The organism is uncultured Nitratireductor sp., from assembly GCF_913053745.1.
Classification (GTDB): Bacteria; Pseudomonadota; Alphaproteobacteria; order Rhizobiales; family Rhizobiaceae; genus Nitratireductor.
Genome location: NZ_CAJXGF010000086.1, coordinates 1 through 20,098, shown reverse-complemented (window position 1 = coordinate 20,098; position 20,098 = coordinate 1). Strand labels below are relative to the sequence as shown.

At 62.6% G+C, this 20,098-nt stretch carries 18 protein-coding genes; 14 read left to right on the top strand and 4 right to left on the bottom strand.

The features are described from left to right. Positions 1 to 656: LacI family DNA-binding transcriptional regulator (locus QZ638_RS14515; RefSeq protein ID WP_295811816.1), on the bottom strand; the 656-nt coding region annotated here is incomplete at its 3' end. Positions 657 to 851: 195 nt separating this feature from the next. Between QZ638_RS14515 and QZ638_RS14510 the strand changes: the two genes are divergently transcribed. From QZ638_RS14510 to QZ638_RS14460, 11 genes are all read left to right on the top strand, one after another. Further along, on the top strand, positions 852 to 1,880 hold the full coding sequence (locus QZ638_RS14510) for an ABC transporter substrate-binding protein (RefSeq protein ID WP_295811814.1): 1,029 nt from the start codon (positions 852 to 854) through the stop codon (positions 1,878 to 1,880). A 73-nt stretch (positions 1,881 to 1,953) separates the two neighbouring features. After that, on the top strand, positions 1,954 to 4,185 hold the full coding sequence (locus tag QZ638_RS14505) for an iron ABC transporter permease (RefSeq protein ID WP_295811818.1): 2,232 nt from the start codon (positions 1,954 to 1,956) through the stop codon (positions 4,183 to 4,185). Further along, entirely contained in the window at positions 4,182 to 5,246 is a 1,065-nt protein-coding gene (locus QZ638_RS14500; RefSeq protein ID WP_295811811.1) for an ABC transporter ATP-binding protein, read from the top strand. Before QZ638_RS14505 ends, QZ638_RS14500 begins: the two co-directional genes overlap by 4 nt. Then, complete coding sequence (locus QZ638_RS14495) at positions 5,243 to 6,085, top strand: inositol monophosphatase family protein (RefSeq protein WP_295811809.1); 843 nt, start codon at positions 5,243 to 5,245, stop codon at positions 6,083 to 6,085. The genes QZ638_RS14500 and QZ638_RS14495 overlap by 4 nt, the downstream gene beginning before the upstream one ends. 462 nt (positions 6,086 to 6,547) lie before the next feature. After that, entirely contained in the window at positions 6,548 to 6,727 is a 180-nt protein-coding gene (locus QZ638_RS14490) for a hypothetical protein (protein WP_295811806.1), read from the top strand. 70 nt (positions 6,728 to 6,797) lie between these two features. Beyond that, positions 6,798 to 8,342: a multicopper oxidase family protein gene (locus QZ638_RS14485; RefSeq protein ID WP_295811803.1), complete on the top strand. Its 1,545-nt coding sequence runs from the start codon at positions 6,798 to 6,800 to the stop codon at positions 8,340 to 8,342. Continuing rightward, the gene (locus QZ638_RS14480) at positions 8,323 to 8,628 is read left to right on the top strand and encodes a cytochrome c (RefSeq protein WP_295811802.1); all 306 of its coding nucleotides are present in this window, start codon (positions 8,323 to 8,325) and stop codon (positions 8,626 to 8,628) included. The genes QZ638_RS14485 and QZ638_RS14480 overlap by 20 nt, the downstream gene beginning before the upstream one ends. Then, on the top strand, positions 8,610 to 9,305 hold the full coding sequence (locus QZ638_RS14475; protein ID WP_295811799.1) for a phytochelatin synthase family protein: 696 nt from the start codon (positions 8,610 to 8,612) through the stop codon (positions 9,303 to 9,305). The genes QZ638_RS14480 and QZ638_RS14475 overlap by 19 nt, the downstream gene beginning before the upstream one ends. A gap of 50 nt (positions 9,306 to 9,355) precedes the next feature. Continuing rightward, positions 9,356 to 9,775 (top strand): hypothetical protein, encoded by a 420-nt coding sequence (locus tag QZ638_RS14470; protein WP_295811796.1) that lies wholly within the window; start codon positions 9,356 to 9,358, stop codon positions 9,773 to 9,775. After that, positions 9,772 to 11,379, top strand: a complete 1,608-nt coding sequence (locus QZ638_RS14465) for a GMC family oxidoreductase (protein WP_295811794.1) — start codon at positions 9,772 to 9,774, stop codon at positions 11,377 to 11,379. The genes QZ638_RS14470 and QZ638_RS14465 overlap by 4 nt, the downstream gene beginning before the upstream one ends. 7 nt (positions 11,380 to 11,386) lie before the next feature. Next, positions 11,387 to 12,808, top strand: a complete 1,422-nt coding sequence (locus QZ638_RS14460) for a hypothetical protein (RefSeq protein ID WP_295811791.1) — start codon at positions 11,387 to 11,389, stop codon at positions 12,806 to 12,808. Between the two features lie 14 nt (positions 12,809 to 12,822). Here the strand turns inward: QZ638_RS14460 and QZ638_RS14455 are convergent, their stop codons facing one another. Genes QZ638_RS14455 through QZ638_RS14445 form a run of 3 tightly spaced genes read right to left on the bottom strand, consistent with a single transcriptional unit; the run spans position 12,823 to position 16,334 of the window. Next, a complete protein-coding gene (locus tag QZ638_RS14455; RefSeq protein ID WP_295811788.1) occupies positions 12,823 to 14,139 on the bottom strand; it encodes an aspartate aminotransferase family protein in 1,317 nt (438 codons plus the stop codon). 37 nt (positions 14,140 to 14,176) lie between these two features. Continuing rightward, positions 14,177 to 15,490, bottom strand: a complete 1,314-nt coding sequence (locus QZ638_RS14450) for a glutamine synthetase family protein (protein ID WP_295811785.1) — start codon at positions 15,488 to 15,490, stop codon at positions 14,177 to 14,179. Continuing rightward, positions 15,480 to 16,334, bottom strand: a complete 855-nt coding sequence (locus QZ638_RS14445) for a MurR/RpiR family transcriptional regulator (RefSeq protein WP_295811782.1) — start codon at positions 16,332 to 16,334, stop codon at positions 15,480 to 15,482. The genes QZ638_RS14450 and QZ638_RS14445 overlap by 11 nt, the downstream gene beginning before the upstream one ends. Positions 16,335 to 16,448: 114 nt before the next feature. Here QZ638_RS14445 and QZ638_RS14440 point away from each other — a divergent pair, with 114 nt between their 5' ends. From QZ638_RS14440 to QZ638_RS14430, 3 genes are all read left to right on the top strand, one after another. Then, positions 16,449 to 18,230 carry a branched-chain amino acid ABC transporter ATP-binding protein/permease gene (locus QZ638_RS14440; RefSeq protein WP_295811777.1) on the top strand — a complete coding sequence of 594 codons (1,782 nt, stop codon included), beginning with the start codon at positions 16,449 to 16,451 and terminating at the stop codon, positions 18,228 to 18,230. Between the two features lie 70 nt (positions 18,231 to 18,300). Then, the gene (locus QZ638_RS14435; protein ID WP_295811775.1) at positions 18,301 to 19,455 is read left to right on the top strand and encodes an ABC transporter substrate-binding protein; all 1,155 of its coding nucleotides are present in this window, start codon (positions 18,301 to 18,303) and stop codon (positions 19,453 to 19,455) included. Positions 19,456 to 19,465: 10 nt separating this feature from the next. Further along, a partial coding sequence (locus QZ638_RS14430) for an ABC transporter ATP-binding protein (RefSeq protein WP_295811772.1) occupies positions 19,466 to 20,098 on the top strand: 633 nt, incomplete at its 3' end.

Sequence of the window (20,098 nt, the reverse complement as noted above, 5' to 3'; positions counted from 1 at the left end):
CGTTCGCAGATCACTGGCAGGCCAAGACGCTGCGCCTCGGCCATGAAGCTCTCTTCGCGATCGACAAGGCTTGGTGTGCCGGCCTGCGATGTGGCAAGTGCGATGCGGCGGCAACCGGCGCGCAGGAACGTCGTCAAAGCCATGCCAGCCGCCTGCGCATCGTTGAGCCGGATCTGAATCGAACTCGTATGCGCATCGTCGCGATTGATCAGAACGAGCCGGAGGCCGTTGCGGTGGCAAAGCGCGGCAATGGATTTTTCCGGCATGCCGGATAACACGATGGCCGCTTCGGCACGGTAGCGGATTGCTTGTTGCAATGCGAGGTCGACCGTGGAATCCGAACGGTCGGTGTTGATCAGGATCGCGACCTTGCCGGTCGTTTGCAGGCGCTCCGTCAGGACCCGCAGGAGTTCGGACCGGTACGGGGTGGCGAGGTCGCCTCCGATCAATGCGACGATGCCCGTTTTCCGGCTGATCAGGCCACGTGCGAGATGATTGACCTGATAGCCCAGCGCCTCGGCGGCAGCGAGAACCTTGTTGCGCGTTTCTGCCGAAACGCTGGCGCCCGGCGTAAAGGTGCGCGACACCGCGGCTCGGGAGACCCCGGCCCGAGCGGCAACATCCTTGGCACTTACGGAAGTCTTGCGCCCCGCCACCGGTCCCCCTGACTTCGAACGACAATTTTGAAACGAAGATAAAGCGCTTTGTACGCGTGTGCAAACAAAGTCACCGCAGAGAGCGTCGTTTTGGGCAAAATAAATGTGGAATAGGGCATTGACTTGATCAATGCAGGGTATGAACATTGCACAGGTGTGCAAAACCAAATCCAATATGCACCAAGGGAGGGTTTTATGAGGAAAAACTATCTGGCCACGGCGGCGCTTGCCGCGGGCTCGATTCTGGCGTCTCAGGCCGCCGCGAACGCAGCGGAACTGAACCTGATCTGCTCGGCCGACGTCGTCATTTGCGAACTGCTCGTCGAAACCTTCGAGGCGCAGCACGAGATCGACGTTTCCATGGTGCGGCTGTCTTCCGGCGAAGCCTACGCAAAGGTGCGCGCGGAGGCGCGCAACCCCAAAACGGATATCTGGTGGGGCGGTACGGGCGATCCACATTTGCAAGCCGCGGCCGACGGGCTGACCATGTCATACGAGTCGCCCATGCTGGAGGAGCTTCTGCCCTGGGCGGTGAAACAGGCCGAAAGTGCCGAGTATAAGACCGTCGGTGTCTACTCCGGTGCGCTTGGCTGGGGCTACAACAAGGACGTGTTGGCCGAAAAAGGCATCGAGCCGCCAAAATGCTGGGCGGATCTGCTCGACCCGTCCCTGAAAGGCGAGATCCAGGTCGCCAACCCGAACTCGTCGGGCACTGCCTATACGGCGCTGGCAACGCTGGTGCAGCTCATGGGCGAAGACGAAGCGTTCGAATTCCTCAAAAAAATGAACGCCAATGTTTCGCAATACACCAAATCGGGGTCTGCTCCTGTGAAAGCGGCTGCGCGCGGCGAAACGGGCCTGGGCATCGTCTTCATGCACGACGCGGTTGCTCAGGCTGTCGAGGGCTTTCCCGTCGGTGTCGTCGCGCCTTGCGAGGGCACGGGCTACGAGATCGGTTCGATGTCCATCGTCGATCGTGCGCGCAATGTCGAAGAGGCGAAGGTCTGGTATGACTGGGTGCTGAAGCCGGACGTACAATCGCTGCTGAAGGACGCGAAGTCTTTTCAGATTCCGTCCAATGCGTCCGCCACGGTTCCCGAAGAAGCACCGAGTCTCGATGAAGTGAAACTGATCGATTACGACTTCACCACCTATGGCAGCTCGGAAAAGCGGCGCGCGCTGCTTGAGCGTTGGGACCGCGAGATCGGCGCCATCGCCAACTGATCTCGCGTTCCGGAGCCTCGGGTTTCGTTGGGGAGAAACCCGAGGCGCTTTTCACCGCACAGGACTGCACATGATGACGCGCGAAAACCGTCGGCTCGACGTTATGTTCGGGCTGGGCCTGGCCGCCCTTTGTCTTTTGCCGTGGTATCGGGTGGAAGGCGGCTTCTTCGCCTTTCAGTGGGTGGGGGACATGGCGGGCGATCCGGATCTCTATCCGGGACTGCTTCAACCCTTTCTCGGCCGCTTCTGGCTCCTCGCCGGGTTCGCTCTGTTCGCTGCTGCCATTGCGACGCGCTTTGCAATGCCGGCAGGAGAGCGGCGCGGCGGCCGATTGGCGCTGATCGGCGTGATGGGCACGGTCTTCATGGTGTTGCAAGGCCTCGCGATTACCTTCTGGGGCTGGGCGTGGGGCATTGGCGACACGCTTTTTGGCGCGCTCGATCCCGGCCAGCCGGCGTTCGGCGCCGGTGCCGTGGTCCTGTCGCTGTGCTTCCTCGCGTCGTTGTCGTACGGGCTTGCCGAACGCGGCGCGATGAAAGGCGATGCGTTTACCGTCGGCTCCATCGTGCTCCTGATGGCCCTTGTGGGCGTTTTCGTCTTCTATCCCATTGTTTCCATGTTCGCGGGATCGTTTCAGGACTTCGACGGTTCGTTCAATCCGAACGGTTTCATCCGGAACATGCAGGACCCGGCAATCTGGAGCCTCGATTGCGTGGTTGGCGGCGCGCGCTGCGGCGTTGCCTGGCGCACCTTCTTTCTTGCCGTGATGACGGCAAGCGCCTCGACTTTGCTGGGGCTGGCTTTCGCGCTTGTGGCGACCCGTACGCGCTTTCCCGCAAAGAAGGGGCTGAGGCTCCTGACGGTTTTGCCGATCATCACACCGCCCTTCGTGATCGGACTTGCATTGACCATGATGCTTGGCCGCTCCGGCATCGTGACGGGGTGGATCGAGGCGCTGACCGGCGCCGAACTTGGCCGATGGCTCTATGGTTTGACGGGTATCTGGATTGCGCAGGTCTTGTCCTTCACGCCCATTTCCTTCCTCGTTCTGATCGGCGTCGTGGAGGGGGTCAGCCCTTCCATGGAAGAGGCCTCGCAGACGTTGAGGGCCGGGCGTTGGCGCACCTTCCGCAAGGTTTCGCTTCCACTTATGGCGCCGGGGCTGGCCAATGCCTTCCTGATCGGTTTCATCGAGAGCATGGCCGATTTCGGCAACCCGCTGGTGCTGGGTGGAAGCCACGGAGTTCTGTCGACCGAGATATTCTTCGCCGTGGTCGGTGCCCAGACGGATCCTTCACGGGCTGCCGTTCTGGCGATCGTTCTTCTGACGTTCACGCTGTCGGCGTTTCTGCTGCAGCGTGTCTGGCTTGCCGGACGCAACTTTGCGACGGTTACGGGCAAGGGGGATTCGGGCAAGCATGCCGCATTGCCCGGGCCGCTTGCGGCACTGCTTTACGCCGTCGTTGTGCCGTGGATCGTCTTTACGCTCGCCGTCTACGGCATGATCGTGTTCGGCGGTTTCGTGAAAATCTGGGGTCTCGACCACACGCTGACGCTGGAGCACTATCTGCGCGGCTTCTCGGTCGAGTGGCGGGACGGTGCGGTGGCCTGGACCGGTGTCGCCTGGGACAGTTTCTGGACGACGATGGAGATCGCCCTCATCGCCGCGCCGCTGACCGCAGCCGTGGGCCTGCTGACGGCCTATCTGATCGTGCGGCAGAATTTCTTCGGCAGAAACGCCTTCGAATTTGCGCTGATGATGAGCTTCGCCATTCCCGGCACGGTGATCGGCATCAGCTACATCATGGCGTTCAACCTGCCGCCTATCGAAATGACCGGCACGGCACTGATCCTGATCGCCTGTTTCGTTTTCCGCAACATGCCGGTGGGCGTGCGCGGCGGCGTGGCGGCGATGAGCCAGCTCGACAAGAGCCTGGACGAAGCGTCGATCACGCTGGGTGCAGGGAGCCCGCGCACCATTCGTCGGGTGATCCTGCCCTTGCTCAGGCCTGCGATCATGGCCGCGCACGTCTATTCCTTCGTGCGCGCGATCACGTCGATCAGCGCCGTCATCTTTCTGGTCAGCGCCAAGTACAACATGGCCACGGCGTATATTGTGGGACTGGTGGAGAATGGCGAATACGGCATCGCCATCGCCTATTCCTCTGTGCTGATTCTCGTCATGATCACCGTAATCGGCGGTTTTCAGCTTCTGGTCGGCGAACGACGGCTGAGACGCGACAACGCCGCAAGCCGTCCGGCCGCGAAGAAGCGCGTCCATTCCAGTCTGGAGGCAAAGGCATGAGCAACCCGCAACGCGGCTCCGTCCGCTTTCGCAATGTGCGCAAGAATTTCGGCTCCTTCACAGCTATTCACGACCTCGATCTGACCATCGATCCGGGAACGCTGGTCACGCTGCTCGGCCCATCGGGCTGCGGCAAGACGACGACGTTGCGCATGCTGGCGGGATTGGAAGCGCCGACTGCCGGAACGATTGAAATCGGCGGTCACGATGTTACGCGATTGCCGGCCAACGAGCGGGATGTGGCGATGGTGTTTCAATCCTATGCGCTGTTCCCGCATATGAGTGTTCTCGACAATGTCGCCTACGGGTTGGAAGCGAGCGGTCAACCGAAGGCGCAGGCGCGGGAGAACGCTCATGCTGGACTGGTTCTTGTGGGGCTCAACGATTTCGACGCGCGACTGCCGGCCGAGCTTTCCGGCGGACAGCAGCAGCGTGTGGCGGTGGCGCGGGCGCTGGTGCTGGAGCCTCAGGTTCTTCTGCTCGACGAGCCGTTGTCCAATCTCGACGCGCGGCTGCGCCGTCGTGTGCGCACGGAAATTCGCGAACTGCAGCAGCGGTTGGGGTTCACCGCCGTCTATGTGACGCACGATCAGGAGGAAGCGCTGGCTGTCTCCGATCGCATTGTGGTGATGGAGAACGGGCTGGTGGCTCAGGAGGGACCTCCGCGCGAACTCTACGAAGAGCCGGCTTCGGAGTTCATCGCGGACTTCATGGGCGAGGCCAATGTGGTCCCTTGCGAGGTATTGGGTTTCGCCGATGGCAGGGCGACGGTCCAGGTTGGCGGATTGCAGCACAGCCTGCCGGTCAGAAAGCCGGCCTCGCCGGGGCCGGCAAAGCTGGCGGTGAGGGCGAACGCCATCAGCCTGAGCCCCGGCGGCGATGCAAAACTGCCCGGCCGAATCCAGAACTCCGCTTATCTCGGCGACCATGTGGAGTACGAGGTTGAACTGGAGACGGGGACGGTGTTCGTCGTCGATACGGGAACCACCGATCCGCTGCCTCCCGCCACCGACGTTTCGATCGGTTTCCGCGAGCGCGGCATCGCATTGATCACAGGATGATAACGACCTTTCAGGAGAACAGCGTGTCCCTTTCCGATACCGATCTGGCCGCACGGCTGGCCTTTGCCGAAACCATGGCGAAGGCGGCCGGCGCAACGGCGCTCGACTATTTTCGACGGCGCGATGAACTGGTCATCGAAACAAAGCGCAACCCGCAGGATCTGGTGTCCGAAGCCGACAAGAAAGTCGAGGAGTCGATCCGCGAACGCATTGCCGCAAGCTTCGCCGACGATGGCGTTCTGGGCGAGGAATACGGGATGACGCCCGGCACCAGCGGGCTCACCTGGGTCGTCGATCCCATCGACGGCACAAGCGCGTTTCTCAACGGTATGCCCAATTGGTGTGTGTCGGTGGGGGCGTGCATCGATGGTGAGCCGGTCCTGGGTGTGATCGTCGCGCCCTGCTTCGACGAGTGCTACAGCGCCCGGCGCGGGGGCGGCGCGACACTGAACGGGGTGCCGGTGCGGGTAGCGGACAGTCTCGACCTGCGCACGGGTGTGGTTGGGCTGGGCTCGAATGACCGGGTGGAGCCCGCCGCGGCGGCGCGGATCGTCGAGAGCCTTTTCAAGATTGGCGGGACATTCGTTCGCAACGGTTCGGGCGCGCTGATGCTGGCTTATGTCGCGGCGGGACGATTGGTCGGCTACGCGGAGCCGAGCATGAACGCGTGGGATTGCATGGCCGGTTATTGTCTGGTGCGCGAGGCGGGCGGCATCGTGTTGCCGTTCCCGCAGAATGCACTTTTCGAACCAGCGCGCGTGCTGGCGTCAACCGCCGGTAGCTACGCAGAACTGGAACGAATTTCAGCCGTTTCTCCTCAATCTTTGGCGAGGGCCTGACCGCAGAAATCGAAAATTGTTCAATTCCCCGGTTTGCTGTCAACGAACTGGCAACGTTTGTGGTAAAAGTTGGGCGCAGAACAACTTGTGAGGGGGCACAAGACTGTTGGCGCACCAGACGCAGTCACAACGCATGGCGCGCGTTTTTCGCGATTGGGCGGGGACCGCAAGAAAGGCGTGTTTTCTGGCCTTTATAGGTGGTTCGGTCGCAACCTCGGTTGCCAACGCCAGGCCCGACTCCATCGACTTCGCAATGCAATATCTGGCTGATCTGCGTGATTCGCCGGAATGCGCCGTTGTCTTAGACGGAGAAGGGCGGTTCGATTTCGGAGCGGGGATCACAAATCCGTCTGTAGCCTGTCCCGATGCTTGCGCCTGGAAAATCTTCACCGAGGCGGTGCGTGGCGAGTTCTGGGCCAGCTCCTCCGTTGCCACGCGCGTGCTTCGGTGACGGAGAAGGGGTTGCCGAACTTGTCGATCTTCGTGAGCGATCTGAGTGACGCCGGCCTCCCGAAGAGTGCCAATGGCGTGCCGGCGCCGGAGCTGGTGGCGGTTCAGACGGATTTCGTCTGGGGCTTCCGCAATGCCTGCCCGACAGAGGTGGGCGCTGAAGGTCCGCACCACTGCGCATGGAAAGACTGACCGCCGGCGCGGTCTGCGCGCTGACCGAACGAAACAGACGACCCGATTGAAACAAGGCAGGATGTTCCACATGCAGATGAACCGGCGTGCCCTCCTTTTCGGTTCCACGGCTCTGGCGACCGTGGCGGCCCTGGCCATGTTACGGCCGGACAAGGCGGCGGTGGCCGAGGGCAGTGACGATCCGCGTCTCGTGCCGGCGCGCTCGCCGCTCGGCATGGACGGCGATCTGAAGAACCCGCGTGAGATCCACTCCGTCGACGGGCGTTTCCAGACCGACCTGACGATGAAGATCGCCCGCCACGACCTGCCTTACGCGAGCGCCGAGCTGCGGCTTTATGAAGGGGAGATACCGGGGCCGACCTTCCGTGTGTCGCCGGGCGACGAAATGGAGATCGCCTTGCACAACCGGATGCCGCCCAACCGCGACCACGACCCGGTGACCAACACGCCGAACCAGTTCAATTCCACGAATCTGCACTTCCACGGTTTTCATGTGAGCCCAAAGGCCAACAGCGACAACGTCTATCTGCAGATCAATCCGGGCGAGAGCTTTAACTATCTGGTGCAGCTTCCGGAAGATCATCCCGCCGGCAATTACTGGTATCACCCGCATCGGCACGGTTCGGTCGCGGTGCAGGTGGCTTCGGGCTGCGGCGGCATGATGATCGTGCGCGGAACGCTGGACGACGTGCCGGAGGTGGCCGAGGCCATCGAACGCGTGATGGTGTTTCAATGCCCGGTGGTGGACCCGGAAAGCGGCGAAGTCGACAGCTACGATACGATCTGGAACCTCGACTCAGAACGCTACTGGCTGGTCAACGGCGCGTATCAGCCGCGCATCTATATGCGTGAGGGCGAGGTGCAGCACTGGCGCTGGCTTAACGCCGGCGACGAGCAGTTCCTGCCGATGACACTGGACGGTCTCGACCTGTTCGAAATCGGTTTCGACGGCAATCCTTACGATTTCGCCCGCAAGACCGGCAATATCTTCATCGCGCCGGGCAATCGGTCGAACGTTATGGTGCGGGCGTCGAAAGTGGGGGTCTACGACCTGATCCGCCCCGCCTTTTCTCAGGGCAAGACGGCGCTTCCCGAGGTGCGCATGGCGCAAGTTGTCGTGCTGCCGGCGGATACGGACCGGATCGCGCCGGACGTGAAGATGGGCACGCGCGTTCCCGAGGAAGAATTGCCCGACAACAAGATCCTGACCGACATCACCGATGACGAAATCTCGAAGCGTCAGCAGATCGTGCTCGGCGTGACCGACACGCCCGGCATGTACAAGGACACGGTGTTCACACTCAACGGCAAGCCCTTCGACCCCTCGCGGGACGACATCGTCGCCAGCCTGGGCACGGCGGAGGAATGGGAGTTCGTCAACACCACACCGTTCCCGCACCCGATCCATGTGCATGTAAACCCGATGCAGGTGACGCACCTCAATGGCGAGGAGCTCGCCTACAAACACTGGCAGGACACGATAGCCGTGCCGGCGGCCGGTTCGGCCACGGTGCGCATCCGCTTCACCGAGTTCGACGGCCGTTTCGTCATGCACTGCCATATCCTGCCACACGAAGACCTGGGGATGATGCTCAATGTCAATATCAAGGCTTAGCCTCGCTGCGCTGCTTCTGATGCCGTTCACGGCCCAGGCGCAGGACAACACCGCCGTTCCGAAACAGGCCTCGGGCTGCGTCTCGTGTCACTCGGCCGACGGGAACCCTCTGGTGGCGGGCGTTCCCATCCTTTCGGGTCAGCGGGCGGATTATCTGGAAGCTGCCCTCAAGGCCTATCGCGAGGGCCGCCGCACGGGCGGGCCGGCCGACGTGATGGGCTTCTATACCAAGGAATTGAGCGACGAGGACATCAAGGAGATTTCGGAATGGTTCGCACAAAACTGATCGCGCTGGCCGTTGCGGCACTTTGCGCAACGCCGGCACTTGCAGACGAAGAGCTTCTCTATCTGACGAGCGAGCCGGGCGAGGCACGTTTGCTCGAGGCCGATCTCAACCGCGATTATTTCAGCCTCGCGACCTATGTGGAGAGCGAGCAGATCCTGACCTTCTGCGGACCGGCGACCGTTGCGGCGGTGGCCAATGCGCTCGGCATTCCGCGGCCCTCGCCCGACCGGCTTTATCCGTGGACGCTGTTCACGCAGGACACGTTGTTCAACGAGGCCAATCAGAAGCTCAAGCCTTATGCGATGGTTGAGCATGAGGGGCTGACGCTGGCCGAACTCGACACCTTTATCGAGAACGCGGGGCTTGCGGCCGAGCATCATTTTGCCGACGAAACATCCGTTGACGAATTGCGCAAGGCGATCAAGGAAACGCTTGAAGACCGCGATGCGCGCTTCGTCGCCAACTATTCGCGCAAGGCGCTGCCGCAGAAGGGAGACGGGCATATCTCGCCTGTCGGCGCCTATGACGAGGAGACCGACAGCGTTCTGATCCTCGATGTGGCGAAGTACAAATATCCGCCGGTCTGGATCAGCGTCGAGAAGCTGCACGAGGCGATGATGCTGGTGGACGAGGGTTCCAACCGCTCGCGCGGTTTCGTCAAGGTGTCGGTCCAGTGACTGGCCTGTGCCTTTCCCGCCGCGCCTTCCTTGCCGGAAGTTGCAGCGCCGTGGCGCTTGCACCGGTGGCGCAGGCCGCGCGTCTGGGATCAGCCTATGACGACACGGTGTGGGATGGGCTGGTCTCTGCCATTGCGGGCCCGGTGAAGTCGCCGCAGATCCTGCGCGACGCGCTGAAGCGCGATTTCACCAAAACGTTCGGTGTGCCCGCGCTGCAGGACCTGGTCGCGCATTTCGGACGTGCCGGCATCGCCACTGTGCTCGACGTGCAGGACGGCGAAAGGGAAGAGCAGGTGCGCTGGATCGCCGCCTATCTCTTCACCGGTTCGGCCGATCCGGCCGACAAAAATGCGCCGATGATCAACTATCCGTACGCGCTGGGATGGAAGTCGCTGAGTTTCGCCAAGGCGCCGGGTCTGTGTTCCGGGCCGGAATTCGGCTACTGGCTCAATCCGTGGGAGGCAGCATGAGCGACCTGCACGCCGATATCGTGATCGTCGGGTCCGGCATGGCGGGGGCGCATCTTTCGCGCAGCCTCGCCGAAGCGGGACGCGACGTGCTGGTGCTGGAAGCCGGCGACAGCAAGCCGCGCTCGGAGTATCTTGCCGATTTCTACGCCAATCCGGTGAAGGGGCCGCAAGCGCCCTATCCGAGCCAGGACTGGGCCCCGCACCCGACCGATACCGATTATGACGCCTTCTACGATCAGGCGGGGCCGGAGCGCTTCGTCGGGGCATATCTGCGCATCTATGGCGGCACGACCTGGCACTGGACGGGCTTTGCCGACCGGCTACGGCCCAACGACTTCAAGAGCGCGACGCTATACGGCCGAGGCGTGGACTGGCCGATCATCTATGACGAGCTGATCCCCTATTATGAAGAGGCGGAAGCGCGCTGGGGTGTTTCCGGCGACCCGGATTTCACCTGGGGAGCGCCGCGCAAGCCGGGCGAGGGTTACACGATGCCGCCCATTCCGGCCTCTTACATGGATCTCGAGATCCAGAAGGCGCTGGATCAGATGGGGCTCACCTCCAAGCGTTTCTCGCATGCGCGCAATTCGGTGATCTTCGACAACCGGCCAGCCTGCTGCGGCAACAATACCTGCGTGCCGATCTGTCCCATCGGAGCGAAGTACGATGCTTCTTTCGACATGGACAAGGCGGTGGCGGCCGGCGCGCGCATCGAGCTTCGGGCGCTTGTCACCTTCATCGAAATCGGAGCCGATCAGAAAGTCGTGTCGCTGACGATCCGCCGCCCGGACGGGGCGACGCAGAAGGTGACCGGCGATGTTTTCGTTCTGGGCGGGCACGCGATCGAGAACCCGCGTCTCATGCTGAATTCCAAGCAGGAAACCGCGCCCGGCGGCGTGGGCAACGGCCACGACCAGGTGGGGCGCTATCTGCTTTCGCAATACAATATCGACGTGACCGGCACTGTGACGGATCCGGTCTATCCCTATCGCGGGCCGCAGCAGACCTCCGGCATCATCGAATATCGCGACGGCGATTTCCGCAAGGAATACGCCGCCTTCGGCACGTCGTTCATGAACAATGGCTGGAGCGGCAATTCGGATGCGGAGAAGCTTTCGCGCGAACTGATCGGCAAGGGCATGCGCGGGGCGAAGCTGGTCAACGCGCTCAACGAGCAGATTTCACGCCATGTGCGGCTCAATTCCTCGGCGGAGACGCTGGGTGTGGCGGAAAACCGGATCACGCTTTCCGATAAGCCGGACACGTCCGGCGTGCCACGCCCGCGCATCGCCTTCACGGTCGACGATTACACGCAGGCCGGCATCGAGGTGGCGCGCAAGGTAAACCAGAAAGTGCTTGGCCTGATGGGTGCAACGGACGTCAAGGAAGACACGCCCTATCTCTCCAACGCCATCATCGCCGGGACGACCCGTATGGGAACCGATCCGAAGCACTCGGTTGTCGGGCCGGATCTGAGGACCCACCAGCACCCGAACCTCTACATTCTCGGCACGTCGACCCATGTGAGCGCACCGGTTAACGCGCCGTCGCTGACCATCGCCGCCATGGGGATACGTCTGGCGAAACATCTGAACGAGGGCTGAAACGCGCATGAATAAGGCCGCGTTGCCGCTGCTTCTTCTTCTGGTGCTGTTCGGCAACGGGCTGCGTTCGGTGGTCAGCTCCACGGTGTTCGTCTCGGAAGGCGCATTTGCGAGCTTTCTGCGGATCTCCGTCAACAAGACGTCGGTGATCATCGAATTGCTTCTGGGTGCGGTGCTGCTGTCGCTTCTGATCACGCCACGACTGATCCAGCGTTTTCCGGCGCGGCCGCTGGCGGCTGCGATGTGTTTCGTCGCGGGGGTTTCAAGCATCGGGCTGGCTACGCTTTTCTGGGTTGCGCCGCCGGTGGCGACGCGCGAGGCGCTGGTGGTGGTGCTGTTTCCGCTCATCGGCTTTTCGCTGGCGGCGCTCGCGCCTATCGCGCAGATGATGACCGGCTGGGGCGGCGAGCGGCATTCCAAGCTTTTGACGGGCGTTTGGGCCGTGGCCATGCCGGCGGCGTTTCTGATCACGCCGCAGCTCGTCCGGGTGATTGCGCCGCGCTATGGGTTGGACATTTTCTTTGTGGGCTTCGCCATGATGCCCTTTCTGCTGATGCTGGGCCTATGGGTGGTGCGCGAGCCCGCGGATGAAACGGCGGGCGGGGTAACGGAGGAGAAGGCGGCCAGTTTTGCGCTTCTTCCGGTGCTTGTTGCGCTGATTACCTTCGAGGCGGTGACGACACTGGTCTCGCTTTCGGGCATCAGTGCGCCGCAAACGCAGATTGCCGCCGCGTTGTTTGCGGCGAGCCTTGCCTATCTCATCGTTCGGGTGTCGCCGGGAAGGGGTGCGGCGCAGGCCCCGCGAACGCCCGCGGGCGGAGCGACGCTCGGCGTGTTCGCTTTTCTCTTTCTCGCCAATGTGGCGACGACGGGCTTCTATGACACCGCCTATCTGGTGAAGCACATGTGTTCCAACACGCTGATCGCCGACCGGGCGACGCTCGGTGCGCTGGCGCAGGTGGTGGCGGCCATGGGGGCGACGGCAATCCTTGCGAGAATGCCGATCCAGCGCACATTGATGATTGCCGGCGCGGTGATTACGGCGGCGGGGCTCGGATCCTACATGCTGTATTTCGGCTTTCCCTTTTACGAGGTTTATCTGGGGTCCAAGGCGCTCACCGGTTTCGGCACGGGACTGCTGACGACGGCTGCCGTTTTTGCGGTCACCGGCGCGGCAGGCAGGAACGCGCATCTGTCGCTCTTCATCGCCTTCGTGATCATCGTGGGAACGGAAGTGGGGCTGGAGCTCTTCGAGATCCTGATCCAGGTGATGGAGATGCTGAGTTTTACGCCGGATGCGGTCTATTCCAGCGTTTTCGTGCTGCAGGCCGTTCTGGTGGTGGTGGCGATGCCGTTCCTTTTTTCGCAGCGGGCATCGCCCGACGCAATTGCCGCGGAAGGTGCGGAAAACCCGAGCGCGCAGCACTGAACACGGGGCGGGACTTACCAGCCGGCGAAACGCTCCAGAAGCTGCGGATCGAGCCGTCCGGCCTCTACGTCACCCAGGGCCTGGTCCAGGATGGCGATGCCGCGCAGAGCCTCGTCCTTGCTCATCGTGAGGGGCGGAGTGAACTCCAGAACATTGGAGTTGATGCCCACATAGTAGATGACGAGGCCGAGCTGGAAGGCGCGGTAGACGACGAGCGCGGTCTGCTCGATGGCGGGTGTGCGGGCGGCGCGGTCGCTGACCAGCTCGACGCCGAGCGCAAGCCCGTGGCCGCGCACATTGCCGATGAGTTCGTGCTTCGCCTGCAGATCGCGCAGCGCCGTGAGCATCGTGTCGCCCACGCTGGCCGCATTGGCGACGAGGTTTTCACGCTCGATCGTGTCGAGAACGGCGAGGCCCGCAGCCGCGCAGACCGGATTGCCGTGAAGCGTCTGGAAGGAGAAGGCCGAGGCGTGGTTCATGATCGCCTCGGGGCCGACCGCCGCCGAGATGGGCAGGCCGCCGCCGAGCCCCTTGCCGAAAACAATGATGTCGGGCTCGATGTCGCTGTGCCCGAAAGCGTGGAGGCGGCCGGTGCGCCCGAGCCCCACTTTCACCTCATCGCAGACCAGCAGAATGCCGTGTTTGCGGCAGAGCGCCTGGATCTCCCGAAAATAGCCCGGCGGGGGCACCAGCATACCGCCATCGGACTGGATCGGTTCTATAAAGAAAGCCGCCACTTCCTCCGGCGGCACGGTGGTGGCGAAAAGCTCTTCCAGATGCGCAAGTGCCGCGCTGGATGCAGCTTCCGGGCTGCCGGCGGCGTAGGCATCGGGATAGGGAACGAGGCTCAGGCCCGACGCCTTGTCGATGCCGCCCTGCGCGGGGTGGCCGGAAATGGCCACCGACCCGACCGTGCCGCCATGATAAGCGCCCTTGAAGGACAGGATGCGTTTGCGGCCTGTCGCGGCCACCACGGCGCGGGCGATGGTCTCGTTGGCATCGGAACCGGAATGGCCGAACCAGACACGGCCAGCGGCGCGCTCCGGCACGATGGAGAGCAGTTTCTCGGCCAGCAGAACGCAGGGCTCGTTGGCGGTGGAAAGGTAGCTCGCACCCGCCTGATCCGTCAGCGCGCGGTTGACCGATTCGGCAAGGGCCGGGTGGCCGTGGCCGAGGCTGGCGGCGCCCCACGAGGCGGCGAAATCGAGAAGGTCGCGTCCGTCATCGCCGCGTAGGAGACAGCCCTTTCCGCCGGTCACCGCTTGCGGAAAGAAACGCAGATGGGCGAGCGTGGAAACGCTGCGGCTTTCGCGGTCGTAAAGTCCGTTCATGCCTTCTTCTCCTGTTTGCTTCGCGGCCTGCGAGCGGTCAGTAAACGGCTTCGTAGCGGGCGCAGCGTTCGGCTTCGGTAAGATCCGCAATATGAGCGAGCTCGCCGCGCTTGTGTTTCACATAGGTGTCGATCGCCTCGCTGCCGATCCACTGCGCGATCAGTGCGTTTCCGGCGAGCCGTTCGAGCGCGTCATCGAGCGATTGGGGCAAGCGCACGAAACCGCGCTCGGACAACGCATCGGGCGAAAGCTCGGACAGATCTTCCTCTGTCACCTGCGGGGCGGCGAGGCTCTCTTCGATGCCCTGCGCGCCGGCATGGGCGAGCGCCGCCAGCACCAGATAGGGGGAGGCTGCGGCATCGGCTGCGCGATACTCGAAGTTGTACTGTCTGGCAGCGCTGTCGGCGCTGGCGCTCGTCACTGGGCAGATGCGCACGGCCGCTTCACGGTCGTGATAGCCCAGATTGTTGAAGGCCGCGCTCCAGCGATGCGGCGTCAGCCGCGCGTAGGAGATGGCGGATGGCGCCGTCAGCGCGACGATGCTGTCCATGTATTTCAGAATGCCGGCGATGAAGGAGCCGGTCTTGGCCGACATGCCCCAGGGCGCATCGGGATCGTAGGTCGCCGGCGCGCCCTTTTCGTCGACGAAACTCATGTGCACATGGACACCGTTGCCGACACCTGCGGGGTCGCGGATCGGCACGAAGGTGACGGGTTCGCCCATGCGCTCGCCGACGAGCCGCGTGACGGCGCGCACCTTGACGGCGGTGTCGGCGGCTGTGACGCCGAGATCGGGTCCGTTGGTGACTTCGAACTGGTCGGAACCGTATTCCTTGAGAAAGGTGTCCGGCTTCACGCCGGCGGTTTCCAGCGCCGCCATCACCGTTTCGCCGAACTGGCGGTGTTTTCCGAAGCTTGCAAGCCCGAAAGCCTCGCCGGGGCCATCGGATTTGTCGCGGGCCTGGAACTCATGCTCGAAGGCGGCGACGAGGCGCAGGCCGGAGACATTCTCGAGCCGTTTCAGCGCCTTTTTCAGGATCGAGCGGGTGCAACAGCTCCACGGATCGCCGTCGAGATGAAGAATATCGCCCAGAACGAAACGTTCTATGGGGCCGCCATCCTCCAGATCGAGCGTTACGGCGGTGTCTGCATCGGGCACGAGGATCAGGTCGCCGAAAGAGCCGAAAGGACTGTCGGCAATGGTGTCGAAGCAGGTGATCTGCACGTTGGTCGGTGTCCACCCGACACCCTGGCGGAAACGCTTTTCCATGTCCTTCAAGGGAAACGCCTTGCCGCGCGTCACGCCGGAAAAGTCCGAGGTGGCGGCGAACATGAGTGGGTTACTGATCATCGTCGCGTGCTCCATGATCGAAGCGGAGCGAGTCCCAGGCTTCGATGCGTTTGCGGGTTTTGTCCCAGTTGGTTTCCGCGATGCGGGTCAGCATCGCTTCCATCAACACCATCGCGCCGGCATAGCTGTCCCAGACGGTGCCGCTTTCGATGGGTGTGGCGAAAACTTCGTTGGCGTGGTTGGCAGCCGGCGACATCCATTTGTCGGTAAGGACGACGATCTGCAGACCGCTCTGTTCGCGCGCCAGGCGCGCAAGCTCCGAAAGCCTGCGCTGATAACGCCGGAAATCGACCACGAACAGCACGTCCTTCGAACGCATGCGCAGCAGATATTCCGGCCAGATCTCCGGGTCGGCCGGCAGGTGGAAGACGCCGCTTCTGACCTGGCGGAGATGGCGTGACACATAAAGCGCGATGGCGTCGCTGATGCGCCCGCCGATGAGATAGATGTTGCGCTTCTCGTCGCCCAGAAGCGCGCAAACGCGCTCGAACTGGGCGCTCGTCGTGGCCGAGGTCGAGGCGGAAATGAGGTTCACCGCACGGGCAACGAAATCTTCCAGGAATTCGCCCTGAATGGGCCGATCGCCAACATGCAGATCGAGCGGCGAACGGTTCGATTGCCGGATCTCGTCGATCAGATGGCGCTGGAAATCCTGATAGCCCTGAAAACCCAGTTTCGCCACGAAGCGCGAGATGGAGGGCGGCGACGTGTTGGTCTTCTTTGCCAGATCCTGAATCGTGTCGAGACCTGCATAGGGATAATCCAGCAGTAGCGCGGTGCACAGCTTCCGTTCGGTCGCCGTGAGCTCGCTCGACAGGTTCTCCAGCCTTTGTCTGACTTGCATCGATCTCCTCCGAGGCGAAGAGACGATTTTGAAAAACATAAGTCAATATGAAAATTTATTGTTGACTGTGAAAAAATAATATCAAAGCTAGAAGGAGGGATCAAAGGGGAGTTCATGTTCACGTCATCGCGCCAGCACTTCATTGCCGCGGCTCTCGCCATCCTTGTTCTGGCCGTGGCGGGGGTCGTGATCGCCGGGGCATTCGGCGCGGCCGCGGAGCGTGTGCTCACGGTCTTCTTCATCTCGCTCATCGCCGTGACGGGGATCGGCGTCTACAGCGGCAACAGCGGCATTCTGAGTTTCGGCCATGTGGCCTTCATGGGCATCGGCGCATATATCTCGGGCATTCTGACCCTGCCGACGGGGCTGAAAACGGCGACGCTGCGCGGTCTGCCCGACTGGCTGGCAGCCACCGAACTGACGCTCATACCGGCGATTGCCGTTGCCGTTCTGGCGACGGCGGTCATTGCGCTTCTGATTGGCGTGGCCATCGGCAGGCTGGAAGGTTCGGCCGCTTCCATCGCCACGCTTGGCCTGCTGGTTATCGTGCATGGTGTGATCATCGGCTGGCGCGATGTGACACGCGGGGCGCAATCCTTCTTCGGCGTTCCGCGCGATACGACGCTGATCATCGCAGCCACGGCCTGTGTGATCGCGCTGGTCGCCGCACGCTGGTATCGCGATTCTCTTTCCGGCCTCCGTCTGAGGGCGGGGCGCGAGAACGCCATCGCCGCCAAGGCGGTCGGCGTCAACGTGCAGCGAGAGCGGCTTGTTTCATGGGTTCTGAGCGCCGCGATCATGGCGCTGTCCGGTGCGTTGATCGCGCATTTTCTGGGCGCGTTTAGCCCCAAGAAATTTTATTTCCACGACACATTCCTGCTTTTGGCGATGCTGATCGTCGGCGGCATGACGACGGTGACCGGCGCGATCTCCGGCACGATCCTCATCACGGTCATCACCGAGATTCTGCGCCGCTTCGAAAGCGGTCTGAGCATCGGCGGTCTCGAACTGCCGGCCGTTTTCGGCACGACGCAGATCGGCATCGGCCTGCTCATCCTGTTCGCCATGTTCCGCATGTCGGAAGGCGTCACCGGATTGAAGGAATGGGAAGAGCGCGTCTTCCCATTCAAGCCCAAACGCGGCGATGCGGAAGCGCTGGGCAAGCGGCGCAGCGACGAAAGACTGCAGGTCGAGCATGTCGCCATGCAGTTCGGTGGTCTGCGCGCGGTCGACGATGTCAGCATCTCGGTCAATCCGGGTGAGATCCTCGGGTTGATCGGGCCCAACGGTTCCGGCAAGACAACGCTGCTGAACGTCATTTCCGGTATTCTGAAACCGACCGAGGGCGATGTTGTTCTCGGCGACAAGTCGCTGACCGGCATCGCGCCGGAGAAAATCGCCGACTACGGTATCGCCCGCACTTTCCAGAACATCCGTCTGTTTCCCACGCTGACGGTTTACCAGAATGTTCTGACCGCGGCTCTTTCCACGCGCGGCGGTCAGAACGCGGAAGAACGCGCCGGCGCGGCGCTCGTGCGCCTGGGCATCGAAGAGCGCGCGGGTCGGGATGCGGGAACGCTTTCCTATGGCGAACAGCGTCGCGTTGAAATCGCGCGGGCGCTGGCCTGCGAGCCGACGCTGCTTCTGCTCGATGAACCGGCGGCCGGCATGAATCGCGAGGAGACCGACGATCTGATCGGGCGGTTGAAAACCCTTTCCACCGATCTCGGATTAGGCGTGGTGCTGGTGGACCACGACCTGAAACTGATCAACGAACTGTGCGACCGCATCGTCGTGCTCAACGAAGGAAAGCTCATCGCCGATGGCGCCCCGGCCGCCATCCGGGAGAACCCGGCGGTCATCGAAGCCTATCTGGGGCCGGGCAAGGCCGCCTGAACGACAAAGGCCACCAGGACGACCAGAACGACCAGAACGAAATGAACGAGAAAAGAAAGAGGGAACTGACATGAACAAGTTGCTCATATCCACGCTTCTCGCCAGCGCCATGGCGTTTCCGGCTGCCGCCGAAACGCTGCGCGTCGGCGTTGCAACCGCGCAGACCGGTGCGTTGGCACCGTTCGATACGCCGGTGATCGACGGCATTCACATCGCCGTCGACGAGATCAATGCCGCGGGCGGCATCGACGGCAAGATCGAGATCGAGCTTTTGGAGAAAGACGTGCGCTCCGACGCCGCGCAGACCTCCATCGCCACGCAGGAATTGGCGGACGAGGGCGTCTCTGTGATCGTATTGCCGTGTGACGCCGATCCGTCGCTGGCGGCCATCGGGGTTGTGACCGAGGCGCAAATTCCGGCAATCTCCACCTGCGCTTCCTCGCCGACACTGCCGGAGATCGGCGGCGAATACATGTTCGCCAACTTCCCCGGCGACAATGTGCAGGCGACCGTCTCGGCCAAATGGGCTTATGACGAAGGTCACCGCACGGCCTACATCATCTATTCGCCCGATACGCAATACACGACCATGCCGCTCTATTTCGCGGAGGTGTTCGAAAAGCTGGGTGGGGAGATGCTGGGCGAGGACACGCACACGATCGGTCAACAGGATTTCTCCGCCATCGCGACGCGCATCGCAGCGCTCGACCCCCAGCCCGCCGTCATCATGACCTCGACCTATGAGCCGGATTTCCCGTCCATGTTGAAGGCGCTGCGCGCGGCCGGCGTGGAAAGCCAGATGATCGGTTCCGACGGCATCGACAGCCCGACCACCTTCTCGCTCGGCGCGGTCGCCGAAGGGCTCGTCTTCACCACGGCCGGTCACCCGACCGAGGGCAGCCCGCTCGAAGCGTTCAACGAAAAATTCGAGGAAGTTCACGGCGAGGCGCCGCAGACGGTGTTCAACGGCGTGGGCTACGATCTCGTGAAGGTGATCGAGGCTGCCGTCATTGCTGCGGATGGCTCAACCGATCCGCAGACGCTACGCGATGCCATCGCCAATCTGGAGAATGTGCAGGGCGCGACCAGCACGATCACTTACAAGGGTACCAACGGTATGCCGCTGCGCGAGGTCAGCCTGATCCGCGTGAAAGATGGCGAGCGCGAGCTGATCGGCCAGCCGACGCCGGACGCCTCGCTCATCCCCGAACCCCGCGTTCAGTGAGGTAGGACACGTGTCTGCGCTGCTGTCCGTCCAATCGCTCCATGTGCAATACGGCGCCGTTCAGGCTGTGCGCGGTATCGATCTGGACGTGCGTGAAGGAGAAATCATCGCGCTTCTGGGCGCCAACGGCGCGGGCAAGTCCTCGACGCTCAACGCGCTGGTCGGCCTTGCGCCGGCCAGCCGTGGCAAGATCGTTTTCAGGGGGCGGGACGTGGCCGGCAGCGCGCCGGAGCGTTTCGCTTCCCTCGGCATGACGCTGTCGCCCGAAGGGCGGCGTGTCTTCGGCACGCTGAGCGTGCAAGAGAACCTGCTCATGGGGGCTTACTCGATGCGGGACAAGGCCGAGATAAAGTCGGCCTGGGAACGGGTGTTCGATCTGTTTCCAATCCTGCGCGAGCGCCGTGAGCAGTTTGCTGGAACGCTTTCGGGCGGCCAGCAGCAGATGCTGGCCGTTGGCCGTGCGTTGATGAGCAATCCGCGCCTTCTTTTGCTCGACGAGCCGTCGCTGGGGCTCGCGCCGAAGATCGTCGAGCAGATTTTCGAGCTGATCGCCGTGCTGCGCAAGCAGGGGGTGACCATGGTGGTCGTCGAACAGAACGTGTCGATGGCGCTCGAGGTGGCGGATCGCGGCTACGTGCTGGCC